We start from the raw sequence: 23318 nt of genomic DNA, 5'->3' as shown, positions 1-23318 counted from the left end.
CCTCCCTCGGTAATCACAAGGTAAGGGTTTCTTACCTGTTGCTAGCACGTTTCAGGGCAAAAAATGTGGTAACTGAGGTCAAGCTAATGAAAACCTGTAAGACCAATCCATTTTAGCTATGCGGGTTATATGTTGGATTTTGAACTAAGATTAGCCATCACTTTTTCAATCTCTTACAAAAAACTAGGAGCAAAGCCAATTTATCATCGTTGAGAATATTGATATCTCGCCTCTTCTCAAAGGTTTTACTGGTATTGATACATTCTCTGGAAAGAATGCATTACTAGAGCAATGCATCAGTTTGCTCTAGTCAAAAAAGGGAAGCGCTTGCTTCCCTTTCTAAATGCTCAAATCATCCCGCGCTCTTTCGCCCATTCAATGAACTCTTTGTAAGGACGTTTTCCTCTCATGCCTTTCACCGCTTTTGGGAAGCCGAGCTCTTGAGTCCAACGCCACAGCGTAGGCTGGCTAATCCCAAGAGTTTCACGAACCTCTTTATCACTGATGAAAAAGCGTTGTGTTGCTAGGTTTATCGTTGAATTAACCATTTTGATTTCCTCTCTTAACTGAACTTTTCATATAACAAACATAAAACACCGCACAAATAACGGCATAGACGGTGAAACTGATCATTGGGCAACTCCTTTTGCTGGTGGCATAATTCGTACTCGGTTCGTGGTGTGCCAACACATTGCATCACCATTAAACAAACCGCCTTGGCGTAACTTAGCGCAGCCTTGTGGTAGCTGTTCACCACATTTACCGCAACAACCCAAATCGATTTCTATCTTGGGTATCTCGGCATGAACACGATGAATAAGCGACTGCAAAGCTTCAATTTGGGTGTAAGGTTCCCTTGGGTAAGCGAAGAACTGGCATATATCGTTAAGCTTTGTGATTTCATTGGGTGATAACGTCACTCGGATATCGTTATTGCCACTGGTTTTACGCTTAACCCTTAGGCGCTTGGCGCGAACTGCTGCTTGTTTGCGTTTACGTTCCTTAGTCATTTTGCAGCTTTTCGCTTTCGAGCGGTGGCCTTCTTTTTTACTGGGGCAAACAACTGGCGAGCTTTTGCTAAACAAAAGTCGAAACATTTGCCGCCACGGCCTCCGAACGAAGCGGTGGTTCGATAGATTTTAATCGCGAAGTTACAAGCCCGAGTTGCTTCGTCACGCTTGTAGCCTTCACCAAGTAAGATTTGATGAATCTTTTTATGGATAAACTCTTCCTGAGAGTTTCGAAGTGGGGGAGTCGTCATTACACAAAGTTCCTTTGGTTTCAGGATGAAACCTGGCAATCAGTCTACGTACTTGAAATTGGTGGTCAGCCAGTTATATACTGATTGCGAGGTTTAGGTTTGGTTATCTAATTCTCATTGCACAAAGTAAGCCCTTATTGGTTTGGTCACCGATAGGGGTTTTCTCTTTTTCAGCCTTTCAAAATCTCATTTCATTCAATTTAGTGCTCAATTGGTCAGAAAGAGCCTTGAACTGATGGATCGTTTGGGCGTCTTCTTTTCCTACGCTTACTTCCAAATTTTCACACCTATCGCTTAGCTGAATGAGTTGTTCTAGATCGTCATAAAACGGACCGCTTTTTGGCATCTTTGCTAGGTAATGTTCGAAGCTCGTTCTATGTAATTGAATAGCTTTAGCGCCTTCTAGAGTTTTGTTTATGTCTGTAAGAGATAAATACGTCATGGGGTTTCCTTTTTACTTTAGGTACATTGTCATTTGTCATAATGTATCTTTAAGGTACTAATTATATTTGTTCTTGTAAAGTACATTTTTTGGGCTTTATTTGAATTTTACGAATTTAAGGTACAAAAAAAGCCGCTATTGTGAGCGGCCTTCTTTGAGTGATTCTTTGCTACAAGTTCATAATGACTTGTTTTACATAGCCGACTATTCGGCAATTCCCACTGATTGGGATAGGGTCATATTTGGGGTTCAGTGGGACCAAAAACTTATGTGGACCATCAATCTCTAGCTTTTTAATCGTTGCCTCTGGAGCATCATTAAGTGTCGCTACGACAATCTTTCCATTATCAGGGCAGTTGCATGGTTCAACTACTACAATGGAGCCTGCTGGTATCGACGGGGAACCGTGTGGATTGGTCATAGAGTTGCCCGTAACACGCATGGCAAAGGCCTCCTCACTGATATTGCTTGAGGTTGTTTGCCAGTCTAACTCCTCGTAAATAATGTCTTTAGAATCGATTTTACCCCAAGAACCTGCTTGCACATGACTAAGAATAGGTACTCGTCTAGTTTGTGTTGCAGTGAATTGCGTCGACGCTTCTTTTAGCTCTTCTTCAGTATGATCTGTATCTAACCAACCTTCTGGCATGTTGAAAGATTTCTCTATGTGTCGAGCAATTTTTGGCCCAATAGCACGTGTTGCGCCTTTTCCCATAAATCGACTGGCTTGAGTTGTAGAACGGTCAATTTTGTCTGCAAATGCCGTAGTACCACCAACTTTTTGAGCGAGAGATCGTGCATTTTCTCTTCTAATATCTTCTGCAGTTTTCATTACATCTACCTGAGCATTTTTAACTACTTAGAACATGTTGTTACTTTAAGAATTTGTTCCTAAAAGGTACATACCCTTGAAGGTACGTTTTGTTTGTGTATTATGTACCTTAGAGGTGCTTAATATGTATAAAGAATACTAGTGTCAGTTATCTGATACGCAGAGAAAATCTATGGCTAAGAAGCTAAAAACAAGTACAGGGTACTTACGTTTGGTGATTACTGGACACAAAATTCCAGGGGCTGCATTAGCAAAAAACTTACATGACATAACTAATGGAGAGGTCGATAAACATCAACTGAGGCCAGATATTTTCTAACATCATATTAAATTTTTTTAGGTCAAGGCTGATCACCAACATTCTGGATAAACAACCAGTAAGGAAGAACCATGCAACCCAGTTTAAAAAGCGTTATGCATAACGCGGTAGTCGCTTGGCGAAGTGACGCAACGAAAGAACAAATTGCAGAATACATTTCTCGTTTTTATCACAAGATGAAAATTTACGAAGAGGAGGACTGCCAAAGGGAACATCTTCTCAAAGTGCCGTCGGCTTTAAATAATCCAAACAACACTCAAAATCTATTTCGCTATGTCAGCAGAACAAGCACAGAGGCAAAAGCTAACATGATGGATTTGTTGCCTGCAATTATTGCAGCTATGCCTAAAGCTAGGGCAACAGCTGCACTGAATCAGTTCTTAAACCCGCTTGGGTATTCAGTTGCGGCTATTGGCTCCAGTCAAACCATGGCGAACCGCGACCAACTGCTTGCCGATTTAAGCAAAGAGTCATCAGAAGCATTCCGCTCGATACTCTTACTCAGTGAACATGCTACGTCTGACCAACTTCGCGATGCTTACCGAGAGTTACAAGAGAGTGCCGGTTCTCATGATCCGTTACTTAAATACTTAGAAACATTGATGGCGCAAAAAGGCTGACCACCTGAAGGCATTTACTAACCACGCTAATTAGCAAAACAAGAGAACTTTGTGCAATGAGTCTTTCTTATCAAAATTACCACGGCCAAATGCTGTGGGTAGCAAACAACGGCAATTGTCGTTATGTGGTGTCGCGCAATAAAGCGAAGCAAATCCTACAAACCATGAAGGCGAGGGCGGTTAAATGATCGAATTTCTAGATAGGCCCATCGCTTTTCATCGGCCATTCGTCAAGTTGGGCATCGGCATTACGGGCGCGTTAATGCTAAGCCAAGCGATTTATTGGAGCCGAAGAACCAACGAATCCGGTTACTTCTATAAAACTCAGGCCGAGTGGGAAGATGAAACCGGAATGACACGGCGCGAGTTAGACACTGCACGAAAAAAACTGCGTGATTTAGGTATTCTTGAAGAGAAAAAACAGGGGGTTCCATGCCGTATTTTTTACAAAATCAATGAGCCAAACTTGATTGCACAATTGCGCCATTCTAGTTTGGCGGAATGCGCCAGGCAGTGTAGTACAAATGCGCCAACCTGTGCTGCACAAAAGCGCCAAACTAAAACAGAGATTACACAGAGACTACCAGAGACTACTAACAATAAAGATCATGTGTCGGTGGTTGAATCTTGCTTTGAGCGGCTTTGGGTTGGATACCCAACCAAGAAATCGAAGAAGAACTCGTTAGCAAAATTCAAAAGTATCGTGACGGCGCAAAGTGAACCTCCGGAAGTGTTCACCGAGATGCTCTGTCGAGATGTAGAAACTCGTGTGGCCAATCGACAGTTTGGTTTCGAGAAGCTGCACCTAACGACCTACTTGAATCAAGAACGATGGAACGACGACCATGAAAAGACTCGAACAAGCCAGGCTGCACCAAAAAATCGAGTCGAGCAATACAACGCAGAGTTGCTCGAACGATACGGACACACTGCCACATCGATTGGGCGACAAAGTGATTCTTTTGAACCTGGAAGATTGGATCCAAGTCAAGTTTGTGGAGGCTTACGGGACGAAATGGCCGCATCAGGCACTACCATCGACTTGGACTCAAGCGATTACAACGATGTCGGTCAGTGAGATTCGTCGTGCAGTCAATCAGGCTTTGTTGGAAGGGGGTGTATGGCCACCAAGCTTGCCAGAGTTTGTGTCTATGGGACGTGAAGAGTTGGTTGATATTGACGAGGCATTTACTCGAATGCTGCGTTGTGAACCAAAGGGTGATATCGAGTACTGGACATCGCAAGAAGTGGGTTTTGTTTGTAGAGGCCTGCTAAGCGAACGTGAAGCCAGAGCGAAGTACCGAAAAACGTTGAAGAAGTACGCAGATAAAGCCAAGGCTGGCTCGCTTCCCTCAAGAAGCGCGATGCGTTTGACTGATAAAGCTAAGGTCAAACCACTCAATGAGATTGAGCGTCCCAATCCTAAGAAGTTTCGAAAGAACTCGGTATTTGCAAGGGTCGCAGCTCTGGGAGCGAGGGCGTAATGCAAATTGAAAAGCTATTGGCAAAGTTCAATGTAAAAGGGATCAACTACGACCTCTGTTCTGGCGGTAAGGGGGTACTTTCTCAAGATGAACATCTGGCAATTGTTGGTCTAGCCTGGAAGGAAGCACCAGTAGGTTTTTTGGTGTTATTCGTTGAATATTTGCAAGACAGACCTGCACTTAAAAAGCTTTACCAAACCACTTTACAGGAAGCCAACACGCTGATGGAAGCATGGCGCGGTCCATATCCCGATAGAGCATTGGAAGCGTTAGTCAGGACAGCTATTGCAGAAGCGACCCAGCAGTTTGGCCAAGTCTGCCCTGAATGTAATGGTAGCGGTAAGTACATTGCGAAGAATCGAGCAAGAAGAACTTGCCCATGCTGCGATGGTGGCCGCATAGGCTGGACGCAAGAAACTCGCTTCGCTTACTTCTGCCAAACTTTACCCGTTACCTTCTCACGATTTAAGAAGTACGAGTCGATTCTAGGAAAATTGGTTAAATGCCTGGTAGATAAGCGCAGTGCAGCCGTTTTGGCATTGCAGGGTAGGTATGAGCAAGAAGAAAGTGTGGCAAGGTGTTAGAAGCAGAGGCGTAATCCTGATTGACAAGCGCCTATTCACGGGGCTAATCTAAAAAGGCACCGGCAAAATCCGGTGTCAGGTTTAGGACCCTGTTTTTCACAAGGCGCATGTCGCCAGCTCTTTGCTGGTTTTTTTATGCGCATGCTTCGGCACATCTAAATTATGGTGGGCTGGGCAAGGCTGCTTCGGCAGGCCGTACCTTGTGAGCGGTAGTCCTAACCTTGTTCAGTTCGCCACCCGAAGTTTAGGACCTTTGAGTGGTGATGAAATATTATTCACAAGGAGTCCGTAATGACAATTCTATCTAGCCCAATTGCCTCTGCTACATCATCCGATCTTGTTTTTGTATCAAGTACCAACGATCTTGTTACTGATTCGCTTCATATTGCTAAGTATTTTGGAAAAGAACACAAAAACGTTCTTCGCAAGATAAGGGCATTAGAATGTTCTGAAGAATTTAGGTCAGCTCATTTTTGTGCGTACCCTTATACGAATGAACAAAACGGTGAAACTTATACAACTTTTCAAATGACAAAAGATGGCTTCATGTTTTTAGTTATGGGGTTTTCAGGTAAAAGAGCCGCTGAAATTAAAGAGCGCTATATAGGGGCTTTCAATGATATGCAAAAACAGTTAACTGTGGCTCAACCAACGTCTGCAATGCTCCCTCAGCAACTTCGATTACTTACTATCATGGAATATGGACAAGTGGTTGGAACAAGTGTCGTTCCGAACGATGCCATGATTTTCAGTCGTTCAGAAATCCCAACCTTGCTAAGTGAATCCGGTTACTTCAACTCAGAACAACTGGTTGAGATCGCCCAAGCCGCCAATACTCAACTGATTGAACGTGCAAAGCATGGTTATTTCTAACCAACCATCGTAATATAAACATATAGTAAGTTAATCAAACCGCCAGTTAGGAGGGTTTAAAAATGATTAAACAGAAACAAAAAGCTGTGAAAACTCCCACAAAATTTGATGTGAGAACATCAATGAAAGCCATGCTTGCTTTTGAGCGCTTACCTACTAAGGTTCAACGTCAGATTCGGATTGCAGTTGAAGAGCTTAAACGTGGGCATGAGTTTGCTTTACGCAGAGAGAAAATCGAGAATGCTTCGAGAACTTTGTATTCTGGAAGAATAAACAAAAAATTACGCATGATTTATCGTTACAAAGATGATCACGCAATTGAGATTGTCGGCTTTGTAGATCAACGCGAAAACCCTGAATTAGTTAAGGTGCGTGCGTAATGATTCAACTGCTTCAGAATGAGTTGTATGAAGATGAAAGTCGTAAGCAGCTAGATGACTTGAAAGTGTTCTTAGATGCCAAGGATGAATATGGCGAAAAAGAAATACATGATTTTTTTAAAGCTCGTCCTCAGCTTATTTTATTGATGGGAAAGGTTTTACAGGTTAAGAACCCTAGTCGTTACAATGATGAGCTTCCGGTCATTGGGAAATACCGAGCAGATTTCGCCATTACAGATGCAAAGGCTGAGTTCTATGCATTTGTTGAATTTGAAAATGCAGAGAAAAGCTCGATTTTCCAGGTGAAAAAAAACAAAAAGACAGATACATACTTTTGGGCGGCAAGATTTGAGCATGGCTACAGTCAAGTTGTTGATTGGTATTTGCATTTAGCGCGTAACAACGATACTAAGAATATGAAGTCTGAGTTTGGTTCCCAAGAGATTGAATATTATGGTGCGCTAATCATTGGCCGCGACTATAACCTTGATGCTGGCGATAACCGTGACCGTTTTCTCTGGCGAGTAAAAAACTCATTGATAGATAGTCATCCAGTCTATTGCAATACATTTGATGGATTGCTTGATGATATGGAAACTGAGTTTATGACAACCAAGATGCCATCAACTCGGCCATAAACTCCGGCTTGTTAAATCAAGTAGTAAATGGATTCTGAAAAATACATCTAGTGGCTCAACATTGACATTCACACAAGTTGGTGCATAATTACTACATTAGAAAACCTCGTCCACTCGGCGGGGTTTTTTCGTTTCTACTGTTTATAACTGACAAAGCACCCGTTTTCATGTGAAAGCCGGGTGCTTTTTTGTGAGCGAAATATGCAAGAGAAAATCAGTTCTTTCGTTTCATACCTGAGTGCTCTGGCCTATGCAGGCTTTGGTGCATTGACTTTGCAAGATTGGGTCAGCGTAATAGGTTTGATTTTTGTGATAGTGACTTATTTTACTAACCGGTATTACAAAAAAAAGATTGTAGAGATAATCAAAGCGAATCCAGAAAAAGCGGTGAAAGTTTATGCGAAGCGCGATCTCTAAGGGTGTGTGTTCAGTCGCTGTCGTGCTCGCGCTTGCTTTTAACTTAATTTCGGAGTTGCGAACTAGCCAACAAGGCTTAAGGCATATTGCCAATTTCGAAGGGTGTCGAACTCAAGCTTACCGATGCAGCGCTAAAGTCTGGACTCATGGCCTTGGCCATACTCAAGGTGTCAAGCAAGGCGATACTGTGACCCAAGAGAAAATCGCCCGCAATTTCATCGCTGATGTGAAAATTGCCGAAAATTCTGTAAATAAACACCTAACCACTGACGTTACTCAAGCTCAGTTTGATGTGCTAGTGAGCTTTGTGTTCAACCTTGGCGTTGGCAACTTTAAACGTTCCACCATGCTTAAGTTATTTAACCAAAACCAACCTTTAAAAGCGTGCCTCGAATTTTCACGTTGGGTCTATGTTAACGGCAAAAACTGCAGGGCCCCTGATAGCCAATGTTCAGGGATCGTGAAACGTCGCGAATTAGAACAACAAGCTTGTTTGAACGGTTGGTAATAAGGGGCTTCATGAACTTCTCTATCAAAAATGCTTTGTTGATAGGTTTGGTTATTTTGCTGCTTGGTAGCTTCGTTTTCTCTGCGTATCTACTTGATTTAACCAAGGTGCAAGCAAAGCGCTACGGTGAGCTTCAGGGGCAGTTTCAAGACTCACTTAACAAAAATAAGTCACTTTCTATCACCGTTAAAACCTTAAGTAATGAAGTTCGGCAAGCGCAACGGGCAGCTGATGTTTTGCTGCTAGCTAAGGCCGAGCGGAATGCTGAAACGATTCGCACAGTGACCCAAATAAAAGAGGTACTGGTTCATGAAGAATGTTCAGATGTGCCTATTCCTGATTCTTCTGAGTGGTTGTACTACCACTGAGGTCATCACTGAATACCAAGACCGGTTGGTTCTTCCTCCGGCGGTTTATCTGACTTCTTGCACACAGCCTTTTACTGCTCCGCCTAAAACCTACGGTGAAGCGGTAGAGCGCGACCCGGTGTGGTTAGAAGCTTGGCGCAATTGCGCTGACCAAATCGAGCATTTACGTGGCTTTTATGGCTACGAGAGTGCGATAACAAATATGGGCGAATAACACTGACTACTTGGTTGGTCGCCATCCGTTGTCGTTCGCAATTCATTCCTTACGAGGGTGTGCAAGCGTGGGTTCCTCGCTGTCTTGCTTGTTAGCCATGATCATATTCAGCTCGCTGCTGAAACTCCTTATATGCTAGCGTAAGTCCAGATTCAAAAAGGAACAAGCAGAGTTTGAGAGAGCTTCATTAATCAGCAACGTCAGCTTAATGCGAATAAGGGCGTGACACTCGGAGAGACGAGACTCATTCAAGAGGGCTTTCAATGAACAATGAAAAACGACTTTGGAATTTAACTGAGTTGGAAGCGTTCGATTATCACCGTTCTACGATCCGAAAAAAGCTTAAGTCTGCAGGCATTGAGCCTATCGCCTATAAAGGCAATATTCCCCTTTACGATGTGGTTCAAGTTGCCCCGTATTTATGCAAAGCAATGATTAAAGAAAGTGATGCTCCGGATTTGATGGGTTTTAAAACCGCCGCTGAACTCAGAGCCTACGTTCAATCCGAGCGAGAGAAGCTGGCGCTGCAGAAAGACTCAAGCGAGTGCATTGCAAAAGAAGACTACGAAAATGAAATCGCGATTTGCATCTCCGGTGTGAAGGGCTTTAAAGACAAAGTGATCACACGTATTGAATCGGCGATACCAACGGCAACAACGCAGCAGCTAGAAGATTTAGAAAACTTACTTAATTTTGATTTAAAGGCGGTATCCGATGGGCTTGAACACGTTTGATTCACGCCTTGGGGTTCAATTCGCCGATGCGGGCAAGATTCGACGCGAGCTCGCTTATCTTTGTGCGCCAACCGATAAAACCCCCATTGAAGCTGCTGATGAAGATTTGTGGATCTCAGATGGTACTGACGTAACGAAATTTCTGTCTTCATTGGTTCCTTATATGAAGGAGCCAATGAACTGTCTAGCAAGGCGTATTTATGAAGCGGTGATTGTGGTGGGTCCTGCGCGTTCGGGGAAAACTAAAGCATTAGTTGAAGGGTGGATTAATTACACCGTGACGCAAGCCCCTGGCGATATGCTACTGATTTACAGCACTAAAACTAAAGCGGCAGATATGTCTAAGTCTGACTTAGACCGCTGCTTTTTAGCGACGCCAAGTATTGCACGTTTAAGAACGGGGCGAAAATCTGACGATAACATCACTTCTAAAAAGTTTAAAAACGGTATGAATCTCAAGTTAGATTCCGCGACAGAAACCAGTTTATCGGCCTCAACATATCGCTATGCCGGCGCGACCGATTACGACAGAGCAGATGATGGCGTTGGCCAAGAAGGCTCTAAGTTTGAACTGATGTTAATGCGCGTTCAAAACGCTAAGTCTTCAGGCATGGTAATGGCCGAAAGCTCTCCAGGTCGTATTGTTAGGCACCCTAAACCGGAAGAAGAATTACTTGCCCATGAGGCGCAACCATGTGGCGGCATCGCATCACTGTACAACCAAGGCGATAGACGCCGTTTCTATTGGTCGTGTGACGATTGTCATACTCACTTTAGACCAGAATTCGAAACTTTAAAATGGGACGATAAAGGGGATCCTTTGCTCTCGTCTCAAACCGCGTATGTGGCTTGCCCAAGGTGTGGTCATCGTATTGAAGAAGTCGAAAAACATTCGAAGAATCTGAGTGGGTATTGGTTTCGTGAAGGCGCGGTCAGTCAATACGGTGAGTTAGTTGAAGAAGAATCAGAGATACGCACCACCAAGTGGGCTACGTTTTGGTTTGAAGGGGTGATAGCCGCTTACAGCAGTTGGCAAAACTTGGTGTATCGCTATCTCAATGCCGAAGCCATTTATGAAGACAGTGGCGATGAAGATGCACTAATTTCATTTATTAATACCCGAATGGGGCGCTCTTATATTCTTCAATCTCAAGGGCAAGATATTGGTGCTCATGAGTTGATGGAAAAAGCCAAAGGCAATCCTTATTTGCGTGGTGTAGTGCCTGTCGGTGGTCGATTTTTGATCATGAGTATCGATGTGCAAGGCGGTAAATCCAATGCTCGGTTTGTGGTGCAAGCTCAAGTGTTTGGCGAAGGGCTGCAGCGCTGGGTGATCGACCGTTTTGAAATTTTAACGACACCACATCGAAATGGTGACCGTATTAATCCAGCCATTTACGCTGAAGATTGGGATTTGCTCATCGAGCTGGTGATCAAGAAAACATACCCCGTTGCCGATGGCAGTGGACGAGTCATGAAACCGATATTAACACTGTGTGATTCTGGCGGTTCGGCTTCTGAAAAAGACGGCAAGAAAACCTCTGTGACCGATTTTGCTTACCAGTTTTATAACCGGCTAAAAGCGAAAGGGTTGTCACATTTGTTTCGCCTCGTGAAAGGCGCCAGTAACAAAGACATGGATTCGCTTATTAAGGAGTCATACCCAGATAAGCGCAGCAAACTGGCGCATGGTGAGATCCCTTTATTAATGCTGCACACCAGTCGACTTAAGAACCGAGTGGTGGCCAGTTACTCTCGTGATGAATTCGGCTCTCGATATTTTCATTTGCCTGCATGGGCGGAAAGAGAGTGGTTCGATGAACTGACGGCTGAATTCATTGGTGAAAAAGGCCAATGGATCTGCCCTGATAAGACGCGTAACGAGAGTTTTGATTTATGCGCGTATGCCGAAGCGGGGATGCACTTTCTTGGTGGTGATGACATCCATTGGGAAAGCGCACCACCTTGGGCGTCTGAATGGCAGATTAACCCGAATGTGATTGATGCTGACTTACAGCCTGTTTTCGAGCGCAAGCCTAAGAAACGTTATAACCACTCAAGAGGTATTTTCGGATGAGTTCAGTGATACCAACCAATCAAGAGCGTTTGCAGTGGTACCTCGAAGCCGAACAGAAAATATTACAGCAACAGTCTGTTAAGACGGCAGAAGATGAAGAGTTAACCTTGGCGAGTTTAGCTACGGTGCGTAAAGAGATAGAGCGTTTGCAGCGCATTATCGCTCTGCAAGCTCAAGGGGGACGACGCTCTATGATACGGAGAAATTATCTTGAGTAGCCAAAACTTGCTCGACAAGCTCGTGGCCGTATTCAGTCCTCGGAAAGGCTTGGAACGTGCCTACGACAGACGGCTTTTGAATAAATACAACGCAGCGCTCCCTCGAAATCCTCATACCAAAAAAGCCAATAAACAATCGAAAGGCGATTCAAATTCGTTGAACAAAGGCGCGAAAGCGGTGTATCAACGTGCAAGGCACATGGATGAAAACAACCCGTTTGTCACGGCCATTTTGGATGAGCTTTGCGCCAATGTGATTGGTCCGAACGGCATCATGGTCGAGCCTCAGCCACTGAACCATAACGGTGAGGTTCATATTGAATGTGCTCAGGCGATCATGATCTGGTGGGAGAACTTTTCTTTAAATCAAAACATCGATGCTGAACATTCTCGCGCGGAAACTGAGTGGCTTGCGGGTCGAACATGGTTTCGTGATGGCGAGGTGTTTTGTCGAATGTTCATGGGTAAGCACAGTGATTTGATTTACCCAACAGAGACGCCCTTTGCGGTACAGCCCTTTGAGCCTGATTTTATTCCTTCCCATATAACGGAAGCTGAAGGGGGGCTGTTTGAAGGTATTAAGCGAAATAAGCTCGGCCAGGCGATCAGCTATTTGATTCAGAGAGACTCAAGAGGGTTTGAGTTTGTTGATGTCGATGCGCAGTTTGTCTGTCATTTAAAGTTCACACGGCGCTTTCATCAAAACCGTGGTATTTCCCTTTTGCATTCCATTTTGGATTTAGTCGATGACATCGAAGATTACGACCAATCTGAGCGGATTAGCGCCCAGATAGCGAGTCGTTTTGCCTATTACATAAAACGAGATCCGACATTGAATTCAAATACATCGGACGCGTTCGATCGCGGCGGTGATTTGTTTTTAGGTATGGGGAATTCGTTTGAACTGGCACCCGGTGAAGATGCTGGGGTGGTGGAGAACAATCGAAAAGAAACCATGAGCAGTCCTTTTCGAAATGCTCAGCTGCGACTGGCCAGTGGGGGCGCAGGAGTGAACAACTCTAGTGTAACCCGAGACTACAGCAACGGCAGTTATTCCGCTCAGCGCCAAGAGTTAATTGATTCGTTCAGTCGCTATCGAGTGCTGCAGCGAAAGTTCGTTTTAGGTTGGACTCGCCCACAGTATCGACATGCTTTGCAGATGGCGATGTTAGCCGGTGAAGTAAACATACCCGCTGGGGTTAAGCGAGACTCTATTTTAAATGCGATCTATCAGGCGCCAGTGATGCCATGGATTGACCCTAGCAAAGAAATGGTAGGCGTCGAAAAAGGAACCCGTTTAGGTTTGCATTCCTTAAGTCATGCACAACGTGAACGTAATATTAACCCGTTGTCGACTCGTCGCGAAATTCAATCTGAACGTCAACAAATGAATGATATGCACATCGTAAGTACGTCGGACCCTGCTCATGCGGTGAAGCTCAACAATCAAAAAGAAGAGGCAAACAATGCCAAAACCAAAGAATAGCTGGTACACGCTTAAGAATGAAGCCGATGTGATTAAGATTTGGGTGCATGGAGACATCAGTGCTTGGGATATTGATGCAATGGAAATCATTGCGGCGTTACAAGTGGCCAATAATAAAGATGTTGAATTGCGAATGCTCAGTGGTGGGGGCAGCGTTTACCAAGGTCTTGCAATGTATAACGCACTGAAGGCGCATAAAGGAAAGGTGGTGGGCATCGTCGATGGCATGGCCGCGAGTATTGCGACTTATGTCCTGCTTGCCTGTGACTCTATCCGTATGCCTGAAAATGCCATGTTGATGATCCATAACCCTGCTATCGGAGCGTGGGGTGGTGAGAAGGAAATCAACTCAGCGTTTCAACAGTTGCAAGCGGCGACCAAGACCATTTCTGAAGCTTACGCTGAAAAGTCGGGCCAACCTCTTGAGGATGTGCTCACGGCCATGGAGAACGAAACCTGGTTCACCGCGCAAGCCGCTAAAGATTGGGGGCTTGTCGATGAGGTGGTTGAAGCGGTCGACCTCAGTAACGCATTACAGAGCTTCGATGAATCTGATTTTAAGCATTTCAAACAAGCGCCAAGCGAGTTGATGAATTCGCTAACGCGACAGTCGAATGAACCGACACCTTTGGCAGCGTCTGCTCAGCCAAATGAACCTCAAATAAACAAACCCAAGCAGGTAAGCGACATGCCGAAACCAAATGAAGAATTACAAAACGCTGTAAAAGCAGAGAACCAACGCCAAGCAGATATTCGTGCGTTGTGCGCTCAACATAAAGTCAGCGAGGCATTAACCAATGAAATGCTGACTGACTTATCGTGCTCAGTGGGACAGGCATCCAGTAAGATTTTAGACAGTATTGGCAGCCAATCAGCGGCAGGTCAACAAGAGCCTGAGGTGAATTTGACGGCTGCGCACATGAGACTTGGTAACGGTAACCATGTCAAAGACGAACTGCAAAATGCGTTGAATGCACGTTGTGGTGTTGCGGATTTAGAAAAAGACAACGCGTTCGGTCATGAGTCATTATTGAATATGGCTCGCGCTTGCCTCGATGTGAATGCTCGAAGCGCAATCACCAAGAATGAATTGGTGAACCGAGCGTTTAACTCCGGTGATTTTGGCGACATCATCACCGAAGGTATTCGAACCGTGATGCGCGATGAAGCGCAAGCAAGAGCCCCGATGTGGCGTGAACTGGCTAACGTAGAGAACCTGACGGATTTTCGTGAAACTGAGCTAGTGATGGTTAATGACGCGCCGGACTTGATGAAAGTATCGGAAGATGGCGAGTACAAAGCGGCGGTCTTAAAAGGCAGCGGTGAGCGCATTCAGCTTGCGACTTTTGGCCGTGAAATCCAGTTCACTCGTCATGCCATCATTAATGACGAAATTGGCTTAGTGGCGAAGGTGCCTCGTAAATTCATGCAGTCCGGTTATCGTCTGTCAGACAAGCTGATGTTTAACGCTATCCTCGCAGGCAAGATGGCCGATGGTGGCAATGTCTTTAAAGCGGGCAAAGACAAAGGCTGGGGTAACTTCATCAATGACATTCCAGCAGGTGATTACGCGGCGATGATTATGGCTCTGCATAAGGTCTTTGCGACGGCAACCACCATCCCACTGGATGGTGAAGCGGGTCAAGGTGATGCGTTAGATCTTCGCGGAGAGCTCCTGATTGCGAGTCCAGATCATGCCTCAATGTTTGAAGCGGTTTTGAATACGGCGAGTAAACCGGATACCTTTAACCCGGCTTATAAAAAATTCGGTAAGGTGATTGAAACTGCGCGTTTAGGTGATGTGGATGGCGCTCTGGCGCTGACAGGTAAAGACTTTGATACTGTAGTGATGGGCTTCTTAGATGGCCAGCAAGACCCATGGCTAGAAACGGGCGAGGGTTGGAGCAGCGATGGAGCTAAGTTCCGTATTACTTACGACTTAATGTCGAAGGTATTGGATCGTCGTGGTATTGCCCAAGCGACCTTTAAGTAAAGCTTGGAAGAACAGTTTAATTTGATTTACAGGGTGAGCATTGCTCGCCCTTTTTTAATGGTGACAATATGCGTTTAAGCGATGGTAAAAAGATTGTGGCGACCGTACCAACGGACGGTTTTAAGAAAGATGTGCCTTGTCTGCTTGGAACTTTATTAGTGGTGCCCAACTTTACGGCGAAAGCCGGTGATACAGCAGTCTGTTACACACAAGGTCATTTTGATGGCCCGATTAAAGCCGGTGATAGCGTGAGCTTTGAATCCGAAGCGGCTTACTTTAAAAACGGTGAGTTTACCAAGACAAAGCCCACTACATCGGGGGACGTGTCTCAACCGGTTGGGGTGTTCATTGATGGTGGTGTGCTGCTGACTGGCGGCGTACTCACTGAGTTTGTGACTTAACGACTCGTGATGAGCGAGTTTGAAGCGGCTCGGCGTCTTATTCGTCAATCTATCCACCGCTGTTTTGGTCGTCCTCTTTTTGTGATGACACCACAAGGGAAGCAGATTGAAGTGATTGGATACATCCGAAGTCACGAGAAGGGCGTGAATCAAGTGCATTTACTGGCTACGGATTCTGAGCTCCCTGAAAGCTGTACTTTGCTTTATCGCGATAAACGCTACCGGTTAGTTTTTGATACAGCGGCTAAAAGCCCCAACGGCACTAGTCAGCTTATGAGGGAATATGTCCTGGTATTAGATCCCCAAGGTGCGCAGCATGAGTGGTCTGAATTTTAGTCGTTCCCAATTGCTTTTAGATACCGAGTTTATTCGTCGTTATGAAGCGTTTGAAGAAGAAATTCCGAAAGCGGTGCTTCGTGCGGCTTCGCTTACTTCTCGATGGTTACGAGCGGTATCGATGGCAGAGCTTGGCTACGAACTTAGTCTTGATAATAAAGCGCTGCGTTCGCGATTTCGAGTGTACAAAAACGGTCGTGTATCGAAGCTGTGGATTGGTGTCCGTGACATTGGTGTTCATCGAATGGGTAAGCCGGTTCAAAACCGCTTAGGTGTCCGTGTTGGTGAGCATTTTTTTGTCGGCGCGTTTATCTCTCCGATGGATAGCGATGAACTCTTGGTATGGCGAAGGCGCGGTAAGTCGAGATCTTCCATAGAAAGAGTGGAAATCGATATTGCGGATGATGTTGATTCGATTATTGAAAACTATTTGTCAGATATTAATCGTAAATTTGAGGCGTTTTTTCATCGTGAATTCAAACACGTTCTTTCGCTCGCCGCGTGAGTGGGTCTTATTGGTGGTCAATCACTTAGAGCAGCGGCTTACGCTTAAGGTCGATACTGTTTATCGACGCCAAGCGGTGGAGTTGGCCAACACCACCATCAGTTATCACATTGGCGAGGCCGAGCCGGTGAATGAATATGCCAACGACGGGCGTCACCTTCATGACATTGAATTGAGGTTCTTGGTTGAAGTACCTATATCCATGGATGGGTTTGATTTGGAAGCGTTGGACGCTTCAACGCGTGTAGAGCGAGAATTGCTGAATCAACAATTTGGTGCGTCGAGCGATTTAGACGGTGCGGTAGTGGTGTCTAATCTTCCTAGCAAATTTGATCCAAAAAATGGGGTGTTTGCACGAACCGTGACGATGAAGCAGCGTATTCGATTAGGCCCAGTAGAAGAGAGCTGGCATTACATTGATGGGGGCTCCCACCATGCTAACCAAGCTGATGAAACATGTGAGCGCATTAGAGAAGAAGGTTCTTGAATTACATGAAGAGTTAGAAGAGAACAATCGCGCTTCGGCCAATCTACTGCGCCTAGGTGTTGTTGTGAAAGCAGAGGCAAACACCGTCGATATTCAGACAGGGGATAATCTTGTAAAGAGGATCCCTTTTTTTGTGCTTGCGGCAGGAAGGGTCAGCCATTATCGGCGCCCTTCAGTTAACGAGCAGTGTTTGCTGATGAATTTGGGAAGCGGTGACAACTTAAACAATGCCGTGGCGTTAATGGGATTACCTTCTACTCACTTTCAAAGCCCAACAGTCAAAGAGAACGAGGTGATGACCGATTACGGTAACGGCATGTCAGAGCTTTATAACCTCGATGACGGCTCTCTTATTTGCCGGTATCCAGGGGGCATGAAGATCTATGGTGATACTTGGCAGGATGGGGATTATCAAGCTACTGGAGAGGTCACCGATCATACTCGTTCGATGCAAGCTGACCGAGAGATTTATAACGAACACGATCATCCAGGCATACTTCCTGGTCCTGCGAAAACCAAGCCAACGGAGCAACAACAATGATTGGTATTGATCCCAAAACAGGACACACCGTAACCGGTGCCAGTGCCTTGAGCTGTCGTTTTGCAAAGGTACTAACGACAGAAGTCAGTTCACGAGTAAAACGCCGAGGCGTTGGCAATCGAGCGGTTTCGCGTTTGGGAAAGCAGCAGACACCCACCGAAGCCATGATAGTTCAAAATCTAACGCTAGAGGCTTTATCCAACCCATTGAATGGGTTAACGGATTATCAAGGTATTCAGTGCCAAGCAATCCCACACTTGAATGGATTTAGAGTGAAAGTCTCGGGAACATGGCGCGGGGAACCTCTGCAATTGAGTGGTGCATTATGAGTAATAAACCTCAAGCTTTCAGTGAGCCTAACTTTGAATATTTGCTGAATGAATACATCAATTTTGCGGTGGAATATTGCGCTCAGCGAGATGAAGATAAAGCGAAACACTTACGTGAGGCCTTTAATAATCAAGGTGAGCTTCTCGCTCAGGTGACACAAGCGTTTGTCTTAAAACGAACCGCTGAAATTCGAGAGCAGAATCATCAAGCTTTGCAGATGTTTCGTAAGTACGTGACAGATACCGAAATGGTGGATCTGTTGGCGTTGCAATACAGTTTAAAGCGTCAGGTCATTGAAGCCGGTGATGATACTGTTTTTCCCGCAAAGCCTGCGGTCATGGAGTCTAATGAAAGTTTGCTTCAGCGTTTTGATTTGGCGCCTTTCCAGTTTCATACCACTGGTACTCGGCTTGGTTATCGTTTTCATGCCATGACTTTAGAAGAGCGCCCAACCATTACGGTGAATTCTGAAAAAGATGCTCTGGTGATGCGTTATGAGTTTCCTGAAACATCCTTACCTAACCCTATCAAAGATGCGCAAGCCAGAATGCTTGAACCTAATTCAGGCAAAGTTTGTGTGGCGTTATTAAGCCGTACATCACCTAATGGTGTTCCAAGTTCGACCTTGCTTGAAAGAGCAAGACAATATTTAAATCGTGATGACATAGCGCAAGAGTCGGATGAGGTTACGGTAAAAGCGGCAACGCCTAAACCTTATCAAATTGAAGTGACGCTTTTTACAGGAGCGGATCCCAATAATGAGGTGGAAAAAGAGTCGGCGGTCGCTGTGGCTTGGCAGTTTGCCGAGAAAGCACAAAGGCTTGGCGGCATCATTGACCGGGAAGAAGTGGCACATATCTTTTATGAGCTGGGTGCGAAGCGAGCCAAGGTTCAAGCACCGGCTCTTGATGTAATGTGCGCTTGGGATGAAGCGCCACATTGTACGGAGGTGATTGTGAATGTCCGATCTGAATAAGGTGTTTCTATCGGTCCAGCCCAATAATGCTTCTCTTATTGAAGAGGCTTTGGAGTTTGCTTGGACAGAGCTTATTCAATCCACTTTTTGTCCATATCCCAATCTCAAACAACCCTTACTGACGGATAAAACCTTCGTGGCTTTGCTTGCTGGTGAGCGAGGTGTAACGGATTGGCAGCCAAAAGACACGCTAGAAAGTCAACGTAAAACGGTGGATAAGGCGTTTGATATTCATCGAAAAGCAGGAACGCGATTTGGTTTGTCTATTGCATTGGATGCGATTGATTGTGATGTGGAAGTGACACCTTGGCATCAAATGCAACCAAGACACGCGCCGTATCATATTGAATGTATCGCATGGCAACGAAACCAGCCGCTTGATAAGGCGGCGACAACCCGAGTCTTAAGTCGTATTGAGAGCACTAAGTCTGAGCGAGACACGGTTGATTTCATTATGGCCCTTGGCGCTGAATTTGGGTTTGAATTTTCAGCGGTGAAGCAACATAGCGTTATTGCGAAAGACGATCACTGCAGCGGTAACATTAAAGCATCATCAGGCTTTGCTCCTCTGTATTGGTGCGCAGCCACACGCCTAATTTTTACAACTGATTTTGAATTTGGAGCAGTAGGATGAGTTATATCGTGCAATACACCGATGCGGGGCTCGCTGAGCTTATTAGCGCTCGTCACCAAGGGCTAAAAGGGGCAATTAAATACATTGCCGTTGGTGATCGTAGTTATACACCGACGACAGATCAGAAGGCGTTGAAAAACGAACTTCAACGCGAAGTCATTTTAGATTGGGAGGAGCTCAGCCCAACACAATTGAGAATGGGCGCCGTATTCAAAGGCAGCCAAGAATATGAAGTTCGTGAAGTGGGGTTCTTTTTAGAATCCGGTACTTTGTTGGCGGTGTATTCCGCCCCGAATACATTACTGACATACAAATCGGCGAATTCGAGTTGGTTACAGAAGTTCACACTGGATGTGTCGCCACTGCCGAGCAGCAGCGTGACAATCGAGGTCGGGACCGAGAATGTGAATTTACTGATGTCTGAAGAGGTGCTGACCGCTGCTATCGCAACGATCTCTTTAGGAACAACACAAATTAAAATAGCTCACCAGCATTTGTTGCTGAGTGAGCGGCTAAGAACGGAGCTGGGTTAATGAGTATTGAACAAAAGATTACAGATTTACAGCGAACTTCGGCAGAGCAGACAGCAGCTTCACAAGCGTTGTCGCAAGAAGTGGCAGGTAAAATGGGGGAGATTGATCAAACATTTGTTGAAGCCAAAGATAGCTTTGAGCGTTGGCGTGGCGAAGTTCAAGCAAAAGATATTAATGGTCAAAGTGTCTATGAGTCGGTGATTGATTTGACGGGGTTGAGTACCGACTATTTTTATCCAGTCTGGTGGAAAATGCCAGGTAATGAAGAGGGAGGATCAAGAATCACTATTTCAAGAAGGTACTTGGAAGACCGAAATCTAGATCCTTTCGGAACAAGGAATGTTTTTATTGCAGGGTTAAATCTGCAAATAGAAGGCGCGGGATACCCATTAAGTGGGGATGCAAATTATCTGACCATCAAACGACTTTTTCAAACCTACCGAAAAACTGTCCGAGCCGTTCAGTTTGGCATGAAATGTATTGCTCGCCCCATTGACGGTACTAAGCCTTTATATTCAGGGTTTATCTCTGGACAGGTCGTAAACCATGGTCTGAGAAGTGGGTGTTACCTCAGAGGCGGGCTGACTTATCACGTAAGAAAAAGTTTCAATAATCAGTTGTGGTATAGCCGAGAAAAGGGGGAGGTGTCAGCAGGAATATCTTCGCCGGCAAATTATGAAATTGACTGGAAAGTTAAGGCGTATCATATAGATGACCCATTTCTTGGCCCTGACTATGAAGAGCGTTGTCTAGCTTATACGTTAGATAACGATAAACGTTATGTAACAAAAGACTGAGGGCGACATGAGTTACTATATCAAAGAGTTGACTTATTCTAATGGAGAGACACTTTACAATGTGCCCGCAGAACTAGGCATTTTGATCGAAATGGGCTTTAGTGAAGATCGAGCTTCAGAGATTTGCCTAGAGGCTGAACATGAGGCTCTATGGGAACTTATTCGAGCAGAGCGTCATTCAAAGCTTATGGAGACGGATTTTACTCAAGTGGGTGATGCTCCAATTACAGAAGAAAAGAAGCTTGCGTTTGCAGCGTACCGTCAAGCGCTTCGCGATTTACCCCAAAACTTTTCCAATCCAAATGACGTCATTTGGCCAGAAAAGCCAACCCTATAAACCGCTTCTAATAAGGCGGTTTTTTTGTATCTAGACAAAGCCCTTTGCAGCAATGTGAAGGGCTTTTTTATTGGAGCGTTTGTCTGTGCAGAAATCAAAAGTGAAAACACTGGAATACCCGATCATCAAAGAGTTTCGATTGAATGGTCGTTGGGTATCTCCAAATGAAAAAACTATCCATCTTTTGCCTCAACAAACGGCCTTCCTTATTCAAAACGGGAAATTAGGGCCAGCGATTGAAGTCAAGGTGTCGTCTAAATCCACGGAAAAAGAGGGCAAGTAATGCTCACGCCAATCCAAGATTTTGAGCTCAATGGGGTAGAAGTTAACACCATTGAGCCTCAACCAAGCATGGGGCCACTCGCATTACAGGTGGTTCACTTAACCGGTACCGCGCCAAATAAGAGTACAGGCTTGAGTTATAACGAGCCAACGCGTTTATGGAATTACAGTCATGCGATGTTATCGCTTGATGGCGTTGGGACCAGGCAAGGCACATTGCCTAATGTGGTTCGCTACTTACTTGAATACGTTAAGTGCATTGTGTACGTCACGATTGTGGAAGCCAAGGCGAACGTATCCGTGACTGAAGCGAATATCATCGGCGGGGTAAACAGTTCTACAGGAGCTATCACCGGCCTTGAAACCGTTAAGGCGTGCGCTGAAACGCCAACCATCATTGCGGCGCCAGGCTTTAACTCGAAAGCCGTGGGTCAAAAGCTGGCGCTTATTGGTCGTGACGTTCGCTGTCGCCCGGTTCTTGATGGCCCAAATACCAATGATATGGCAGCTGCAGAGTTTGCCGCTGAATTTGGCTCGGAAGGGACGGGACAAGATAAACTGTCGATTATCGACCCATGGTTTTTAAAAACCTATGACGGCGTGCAATCTCTTATGCCGGCTTCTATTGCTTTGGTGGCAGCGATGGCCTCGGTCGAAGGCTGGGAGAGTCCCCAAAATCAAGGGGTACTTTGTGATGAAACTGCTCGTAATGTTTCATACAAAATTAACGATAAAACCACTCAAGCCAATTTCCTGAATAAGCATGGTGTGGTGACGATTGCTCGCACACGAATGGGGGGAATGTCGATCATTGGCAACCGCTCTAATACTGGGCGCTTTCTTTCTCATGTTGGTTTGGAAGATTTGATGGCGCGTAAGCTGGAAGAAACCAGCCAACCGCTGATGGGTAAGCAGCTTACCGAAGAGTTCATGGATCAAGCTGTTGACCGTTTAACGAACTGGGGCCAAAACTTGGTGGCTCAGGGCGTTATCCCAGTATTCAAAGCATTCCTGCACCCAAGCAAAAACAACCTAGAGAATTATACCTCTGGGCGTTGGTACTTGTGTGTTAACTATGGTCGCTATGCTCCGAATGAGCACATGGTCTATGAAATGAGTGTAGACAACGGCCTTATCGAAGCGTGGCTAGAGGAGGTCGTCAATGGCTGATCGTATTCGCATGCGGCTCTCGGCGCAGATTGAATCTGTGCCGTTGATGAACGAAATTGTGGAGTTCACTCCGGTTGATATCAAAACCAAGACGGTGTCTAACGAGGGCTCGTTTGTCCAGTCTGAAGATGTAGTGGGCTTTGAGCCGCTTAAGTGGACGCTTAAAGTACGTGGTGATCACCAAAAAATCCAAAATGCACTTGGCCGCTTCTTTATGGATAACGCTCAAATTAACGTGACGGAAAAAGGCAAAGGCACCGATCAGGCGAAGTACCAAGAGGTTTACTCGATGTACGGGCCAATCACCAACATCAAAAAAGATGCAGTGAAGATGGGAGAAAAGCCAACCGTAACCATTGAAGGTACCTGTAAAGCATACAAACTCACCGATACGGGTACTGTCATTCACGACATTAATGTCGATACGGGCAAGACCGTCGTTGGCGGTATGGATTTGATGGGGACAGCGGGTATTAGTTAGGAGAGGTGTTGATACACCTCGACCAGTGGCAGGGGGAATGGTCGTTTGTTTTTGTCTTGC

36 protein-coding genes are annotated in these 23318 nt (G+C 45.3%); 31 read left to right on the top strand and 5 right to left on the bottom strand.

Features of this window, described 5'->3' with window-relative positions; genetic code table 11:
- Nucleotides 1-347: 347 nt before the first annotated feature.
- The 5 genes from AB4589_RS05180 to AB4589_RS05160 all read right to left on the bottom strand — a co-directional run bounded on the left by AB4589_RS05180 (nt 348) and on the right by AB4589_RS05160 (nt 2535).
- Entirely contained in the window at nt 348-548 is a 201-nt protein-coding gene (locus AB4589_RS05180) for an AlpA family transcriptional regulator (protein WP_048669294.1), read from the bottom strand.
- An 81-nt stretch (nt 549-629) separates the two neighbouring features.
- Nucleotides 630-1010, bottom strand: a complete 381-nt coding sequence (locus AB4589_RS05175; RefSeq protein WP_372099647.1) for a hypothetical protein — start codon at nt 1008-1010, stop codon at nt 630-632.
- On the bottom strand, nt 1007-1261 hold the full coding sequence (locus AB4589_RS05170) for a hypothetical protein (RefSeq protein ID WP_372099645.1): 255 nt from the start codon (nt 1259-1261) through the stop codon (nt 1007-1009). The genes AB4589_RS05175 and AB4589_RS05170 overlap by 4 nt, the downstream gene beginning before the upstream one ends.
- 178 nt (nt 1262-1439) lie before the next feature.
- On the bottom strand, nt 1440-1703 hold the full coding sequence (locus AB4589_RS05165) for a hypothetical protein (RefSeq protein ID WP_372099643.1): 264 nt from the start codon (nt 1701-1703) through the stop codon (nt 1440-1442).
- A gap of 169 nt (nt 1704-1872) precedes the next feature.
- Nucleotides 1873-2535 (bottom strand): LexA family transcriptional regulator, encoded by a 663-nt coding sequence (locus AB4589_RS05160; protein ID WP_048617910.1) that lies wholly within the window; start codon nt 2533-2535, stop codon nt 1873-1875.
- Nucleotides 2536-2707: 172 nt separating this feature from the next.
- On the opposite strand from AB4589_RS05160, the gene AB4589_RS05155 reads away from it, so the two are divergent.
- From AB4589_RS05155 to AB4589_RS05005, 31 genes are all read left to right on the top strand, one after another.
- Nucleotides 2708-2854, top strand: coding sequence for a helix-turn-helix domain-containing protein (locus AB4589_RS05155; protein WP_243701250.1), 147 nt, complete (start codon nt 2708-2710; stop codon nt 2852-2854).
- Nucleotides 2855-2925: 71 nt separating this feature from the next.
- Entirely contained in the window at nt 2926-3474 is a 549-nt protein-coding gene (locus AB4589_RS05150) for a toxin YdaT family protein (protein ID WP_372099641.1), read from the top strand.
- A 262-nt stretch (nt 3475-3736) separates the two neighbouring features.
- Nucleotides 3737-4552 carry a hypothetical protein gene (locus AB4589_RS05145; protein WP_372099650.1) on the top strand — a complete coding sequence of 272 codons (816 nt, stop codon included), beginning with the start codon at nt 3737-3739 and terminating at the stop codon, nt 4550-4552.
- Nucleotides 4539-4958 carry a hypothetical protein gene (locus AB4589_RS05140; RefSeq protein WP_372099639.1) on the top strand — a complete coding sequence of 140 codons (420 nt, stop codon included), beginning with the start codon at nt 4539-4541 and terminating at the stop codon, nt 4956-4958. The genes AB4589_RS05145 and AB4589_RS05140 overlap by 14 nt, the downstream gene beginning before the upstream one ends.
- Nucleotides 4958-5542, top strand: coding sequence for a hypothetical protein (locus AB4589_RS05135; RefSeq protein WP_372099637.1), 585 nt, complete (start codon nt 4958-4960; stop codon nt 5540-5542). The genes AB4589_RS05140 and AB4589_RS05135 overlap by 1 nt, the downstream gene beginning before the upstream one ends.
- Before the next feature lie 291 nt (nt 5543-5833).
- On the top strand, nt 5834-6415 hold the full coding sequence (locus AB4589_RS05130) for a Rha family transcriptional regulator (RefSeq protein ID WP_372099635.1): 582 nt from the start codon (nt 5834-5836) through the stop codon (nt 6413-6415).
- A gap of 62 nt (nt 6416-6477) precedes the next feature.
- Nucleotides 6478-6795, top strand: coding sequence for a hypothetical protein (locus AB4589_RS05125; protein ID WP_371728387.1), 318 nt, complete (start codon nt 6478-6480; stop codon nt 6793-6795).
- Nucleotides 6795-7433 (top strand): Shedu anti-phage system protein SduA domain-containing protein, encoded by a 639-nt coding sequence (locus tag AB4589_RS05120; RefSeq protein ID WP_210443550.1) that lies wholly within the window; start codon nt 6795-6797, stop codon nt 7431-7433. Before AB4589_RS05125 ends, AB4589_RS05120 begins: the two co-directional genes overlap by 1 nt.
- A gap of 201 nt (nt 7434-7634) precedes the next feature.
- Nucleotides 7635-7850: an HP1 family phage holin gene (locus AB4589_RS05115; RefSeq protein ID WP_048616578.1), complete on the top strand. Its 216-nt coding sequence runs from the start codon at nt 7635-7637 to the stop codon at nt 7848-7850.
- A complete protein-coding gene (locus AB4589_RS05110) occupies nt 7831-8358 on the top strand; it encodes a lysozyme (protein WP_372011987.1) in 528 nt (175 codons plus the stop codon). The genes AB4589_RS05115 and AB4589_RS05110 overlap by 20 nt, the downstream gene beginning before the upstream one ends.
- Before the next feature lie 11 nt (nt 8359-8369).
- Nucleotides 8370-8726, top strand: a complete 357-nt coding sequence (locus tag AB4589_RS05105) for a hypothetical protein (protein WP_017100368.1) — start codon at nt 8370-8372, stop codon at nt 8724-8726.
- Entirely contained in the window at nt 8683-8940 is a 258-nt protein-coding gene (locus AB4589_RS05100; RefSeq protein WP_017100369.1) for a hypothetical protein, read from the top strand. Before AB4589_RS05105 ends, AB4589_RS05100 begins: the two co-directional genes overlap by 44 nt.
- A 263-nt stretch (nt 8941-9203) precedes the next feature.
- Nucleotides 9204-9674: a hypothetical protein gene (locus AB4589_RS05095; RefSeq protein ID WP_048616574.1), complete on the top strand. Its 471-nt coding sequence runs from the start codon at nt 9204-9206 to the stop codon at nt 9672-9674.
- On the top strand, nt 9655-11751 hold the full coding sequence (locus AB4589_RS05090) for a terminase gpA endonuclease subunit (RefSeq protein WP_372099632.1): 2097 nt from the start codon (nt 9655-9657) through the stop codon (nt 11749-11751). Before AB4589_RS05095 ends, AB4589_RS05090 begins: the two co-directional genes overlap by 20 nt.
- Nucleotides 11748-11969: a hypothetical protein gene (locus AB4589_RS05085; protein ID WP_017100417.1), complete on the top strand. Its 222-nt coding sequence runs from the start codon at nt 11748-11750 to the stop codon at nt 11967-11969. The genes AB4589_RS05090 and AB4589_RS05085 overlap by 4 nt, the downstream gene beginning before the upstream one ends.
- A complete protein-coding gene (locus tag AB4589_RS05080) occupies nt 11962-13455 on the top strand; it encodes a phage portal protein (RefSeq protein ID WP_231625631.1) in 1494 nt (497 codons plus the stop codon). Before AB4589_RS05085 ends, AB4589_RS05080 begins: the two co-directional genes overlap by 8 nt.
- A complete protein-coding gene (locus AB4589_RS05075) occupies nt 13436-15448 on the top strand; it encodes a ClpP-like prohead protease/major capsid protein fusion protein (RefSeq protein WP_372099629.1) in 2013 nt (670 codons plus the stop codon). The genes AB4589_RS05080 and AB4589_RS05075 overlap by 20 nt, the downstream gene beginning before the upstream one ends.
- A gap of 68 nt (nt 15449-15516) precedes the next feature.
- The gene (locus AB4589_RS05070; protein WP_048663566.1) at nt 15517-15849 is read left to right on the top strand and encodes a capsid cement protein; all 333 of its coding nucleotides are present in this window, start codon (nt 15517-15519) and stop codon (nt 15847-15849) included.
- A gap of 9 nt (nt 15850-15858) precedes the next feature.
- Nucleotides 15859-16185, top strand: coding sequence for a hypothetical protein (locus AB4589_RS05065; protein ID WP_048663565.1), 327 nt, complete (start codon nt 15859-15861; stop codon nt 16183-16185).
- Nucleotides 16166-16690, top strand: coding sequence for a hypothetical protein (locus AB4589_RS05060; protein ID WP_048616561.1), 525 nt, complete (start codon nt 16166-16168; stop codon nt 16688-16690). Before AB4589_RS05065 ends, AB4589_RS05060 begins: the two co-directional genes overlap by 20 nt.
- A gap of 10 nt (nt 16691-16700) precedes the next feature.
- The gene (locus AB4589_RS05055) at nt 16701-17177 is read left to right on the top strand and encodes a hypothetical protein (protein WP_048616559.1); all 477 of its coding nucleotides are present in this window, start codon (nt 16701-16703) and stop codon (nt 17175-17177) included.
- Complete coding sequence (locus AB4589_RS05050; RefSeq protein WP_132815113.1) at nt 17125-17718, top strand: phage baseplate assembly protein V; 594 nt, start codon at nt 17125-17127, stop codon at nt 17716-17718. Before AB4589_RS05055 ends, AB4589_RS05050 begins: the two co-directional genes overlap by 53 nt.
- A complete protein-coding gene (locus AB4589_RS05045) occupies nt 17715-18047 on the top strand; it encodes a hypothetical protein (RefSeq protein WP_048616555.1) in 333 nt (110 codons plus the stop codon). The genes AB4589_RS05050 and AB4589_RS05045 overlap by 4 nt, the downstream gene beginning before the upstream one ends.
- A complete protein-coding gene (locus tag AB4589_RS05040; RefSeq protein WP_372099626.1) occupies nt 18044-19024 on the top strand; it encodes a baseplate J/gp47 family protein in 981 nt (326 codons plus the stop codon). The genes AB4589_RS05045 and AB4589_RS05040 overlap by 4 nt, the downstream gene beginning before the upstream one ends.
- A complete protein-coding gene (locus tag AB4589_RS05035; RefSeq protein ID WP_372099624.1) occupies nt 19008-19658 on the top strand; it encodes a phage tail protein I in 651 nt (216 codons plus the stop codon). Before AB4589_RS05040 ends, AB4589_RS05035 begins: the two co-directional genes overlap by 17 nt.
- Entirely contained in the window at nt 19655-20191 is a 537-nt protein-coding gene (locus AB4589_RS05030) for a phage tail protein (RefSeq protein ID WP_017100933.1), read from the top strand. Before AB4589_RS05035 ends, AB4589_RS05030 begins: the two co-directional genes overlap by 4 nt.
- Complete coding sequence (locus AB4589_RS05025; protein ID WP_372099622.1) at nt 20191-20988, top strand: hypothetical protein; 798 nt, start codon at nt 20191-20193, stop codon at nt 20986-20988. Before AB4589_RS05030 ends, AB4589_RS05025 begins: the two co-directional genes overlap by 1 nt.
- 7 nt (nt 20989-20995) lie before the next feature.
- Nucleotides 20996-21325 (top strand): tail fiber assembly protein, encoded by a 330-nt coding sequence (locus AB4589_RS05020; RefSeq protein WP_371728400.1) that lies wholly within the window; start codon nt 20996-20998, stop codon nt 21323-21325.
- 85 nt (nt 21326-21410) lie between these two features.
- Nucleotides 21411-21608 carry a hypothetical protein gene (locus AB4589_RS05015; RefSeq protein WP_171762549.1) on the top strand — a complete coding sequence of 66 codons (198 nt, stop codon included), beginning with the start codon at nt 21411-21413 and terminating at the stop codon, nt 21606-21608.
- On the top strand, nt 21608-22777 hold the full coding sequence (locus AB4589_RS05010; RefSeq protein WP_372099620.1) for a phage tail protein: 1170 nt from the start codon (nt 21608-21610) through the stop codon (nt 22775-22777). Before AB4589_RS05015 ends, AB4589_RS05010 begins: the two co-directional genes overlap by 1 nt.
- A complete protein-coding gene (locus tag AB4589_RS05005; protein ID WP_372099618.1) occupies nt 22770-23258 on the top strand; it encodes a phage major tail tube protein in 489 nt (162 codons plus the stop codon). Before AB4589_RS05010 ends, AB4589_RS05005 begins: the two co-directional genes overlap by 8 nt.
- Nucleotides 23259-23318 lie beyond the last annotated feature (60 nt).

This window comes from Vibrio sp. 10N.222.49.A3 (assembly GCF_041475145.1).
GTDB lineage: Bacteria > Pseudomonadota > Gammaproteobacteria > Enterobacterales > Vibrionaceae > Vibrio > Vibrio tasmaniensis_A.
This window is presented reverse-complemented; position numbering and strand designations above follow the sequence as displayed.

Excerpts from the sequence above, each read along its gene's own strand:
- AB4589_RS05180 (WP_048669294.1), bottom strand. The coding sequence starts at position 548 with ATGGTTAATTCAACGATAAACCTAGCAACACAACGCTTTTTCATCAGT.
- AB4589_RS05175 (WP_372099647.1), bottom strand. The coding sequence starts at position 1,010 with ATGACTAAGGAACGTAAACGCAAACAAGCAGCAGTTCGCGCCAAGCGC.
- AB4589_RS05170 (WP_372099645.1), bottom strand. The coding sequence starts at position 1,261 with ATGACGACTCCCCCACTTCGAAACTCTCAGGAAGAGTTTATCCATAAA.
- AB4589_RS05165 (WP_372099643.1), bottom strand. The coding sequence starts at position 1,703 with ATGACGTATTTATCTCTTACAGACATAAACAAAACTCTAGAAGGCGCT.
- AB4589_RS05160 (WP_048617910.1), bottom strand. The coding sequence starts at position 2,535 with ATGAAAACTGCAGAAGATATTAGAAGAGAAAATGCACGATCTCTCGCT.
- AB4589_RS05155 (WP_243701250.1), top strand. The coding sequence starts at position 2,708 with ATGGCTAAGAAGCTAAAAACAAGTACAGGGTACTTACGTTTGGTGATT.
- AB4589_RS05150 (WP_372099641.1), top strand. The coding sequence starts at position 2,926 with ATGCAACCCAGTTTAAAAAGCGTTATGCATAACGCGGTAGTCGCTTGG.
- AB4589_RS05145 (WP_372099650.1), top strand. The coding sequence starts at position 3,737 with ATGCTAAGCCAAGCGATTTATTGGAGCCGAAGAACCAACGAATCCGGT.
- AB4589_RS05140 (WP_372099639.1), top strand. The coding sequence starts at position 4,539 with ATGTCGGTCAGTGAGATTCGTCGTGCAGTCAATCAGGCTTTGTTGGAA.
- AB4589_RS05135 (WP_372099637.1), top strand. The coding sequence starts at position 4,958 with ATGCAAATTGAAAAGCTATTGGCAAAGTTCAATGTAAAAGGGATCAAC.
- AB4589_RS05130 (WP_372099635.1), top strand. The coding sequence starts at position 5,834 with ATGACAATTCTATCTAGCCCAATTGCCTCTGCTACATCATCCGATCTT.
- AB4589_RS05125 (WP_371728387.1), top strand. The coding sequence starts at position 6,478 with ATGATTAAACAGAAACAAAAAGCTGTGAAAACTCCCACAAAATTTGAT.
- AB4589_RS05120 (WP_210443550.1), top strand. The coding sequence starts at position 6,795 with ATGATTCAACTGCTTCAGAATGAGTTGTATGAAGATGAAAGTCGTAAG.
- AB4589_RS05115 (WP_048616578.1), top strand. The coding sequence starts at position 7,635 with ATGCAAGAGAAAATCAGTTCTTTCGTTTCATACCTGAGTGCTCTGGCC.
- AB4589_RS05110 (WP_372011987.1), top strand. The coding sequence starts at position 7,831 with ATGCGAAGCGCGATCTCTAAGGGTGTGTGTTCAGTCGCTGTCGTGCTC.
- AB4589_RS05105 (WP_017100368.1), top strand. The coding sequence starts at position 8,370 with ATGAACTTCTCTATCAAAAATGCTTTGTTGATAGGTTTGGTTATTTTG.
- AB4589_RS05100 (WP_017100369.1), top strand. The coding sequence starts at position 8,683 with ATGTGCCTATTCCTGATTCTTCTGAGTGGTTGTACTACCACTGAGGTC.
- AB4589_RS05095 (WP_048616574.1), top strand. The coding sequence starts at position 9,204 with ATGAACAATGAAAAACGACTTTGGAATTTAACTGAGTTGGAAGCGTTC.
- AB4589_RS05090 (WP_372099632.1), top strand. The coding sequence starts at position 9,655 with ATGGGCTTGAACACGTTTGATTCACGCCTTGGGGTTCAATTCGCCGAT.
- AB4589_RS05085 (WP_017100417.1), top strand. The coding sequence starts at position 11,748 with ATGAGTTCAGTGATACCAACCAATCAAGAGCGTTTGCAGTGGTACCTC.
- AB4589_RS05075 (WP_372099629.1), top strand. The coding sequence starts at position 13,436 with ATGCCAAAACCAAAGAATAGCTGGTACACGCTTAAGAATGAAGCCGAT.
- AB4589_RS05070 (WP_048663566.1), top strand. The coding sequence starts at position 15,517 with ATGCGTTTAAGCGATGGTAAAAAGATTGTGGCGACCGTACCAACGGAC.
- AB4589_RS05065 (WP_048663565.1), top strand. The coding sequence starts at position 15,859 with ATGAGCGAGTTTGAAGCGGCTCGGCGTCTTATTCGTCAATCTATCCAC.
- AB4589_RS05060 (WP_048616561.1), top strand. The coding sequence starts at position 16,166 with ATGAGTGGTCTGAATTTTAGTCGTTCCCAATTGCTTTTAGATACCGAG.
- AB4589_RS05050 (WP_132815113.1), top strand. The coding sequence starts at position 17,125 with ATGCTAACCAAGCTGATGAAACATGTGAGCGCATTAGAGAAGAAGGTT.
- AB4589_RS05045 (WP_048616555.1), top strand. The coding sequence starts at position 17,715 with ATGATTGGTATTGATCCCAAAACAGGACACACCGTAACCGGTGCCAGT.
- AB4589_RS05040 (WP_372099626.1), top strand. The coding sequence starts at position 18,044 with ATGAGTAATAAACCTCAAGCTTTCAGTGAGCCTAACTTTGAATATTTG.
- AB4589_RS05035 (WP_372099624.1), top strand. The coding sequence starts at position 19,008 with ATGTCCGATCTGAATAAGGTGTTTCTATCGGTCCAGCCCAATAATGCT.
- AB4589_RS05030 (WP_017100933.1), top strand. The coding sequence starts at position 19,655 with ATGAGTTATATCGTGCAATACACCGATGCGGGGCTCGCTGAGCTTATT.
- AB4589_RS05025 (WP_372099622.1), top strand. The coding sequence starts at position 20,191 with ATGAGTATTGAACAAAAGATTACAGATTTACAGCGAACTTCGGCAGAG.
- AB4589_RS05020 (WP_371728400.1), top strand. The coding sequence starts at position 20,996 with ATGAGTTACTATATCAAAGAGTTGACTTATTCTAATGGAGAGACACTT.
- AB4589_RS05010 (WP_372099620.1), top strand. The coding sequence starts at position 21,608 with ATGCTCACGCCAATCCAAGATTTTGAGCTCAATGGGGTAGAAGTTAAC.
- AB4589_RS05005 (WP_372099618.1), top strand. The coding sequence starts at position 22,770 with ATGGCTGATCGTATTCGCATGCGGCTCTCGGCGCAGATTGAATCTGTG.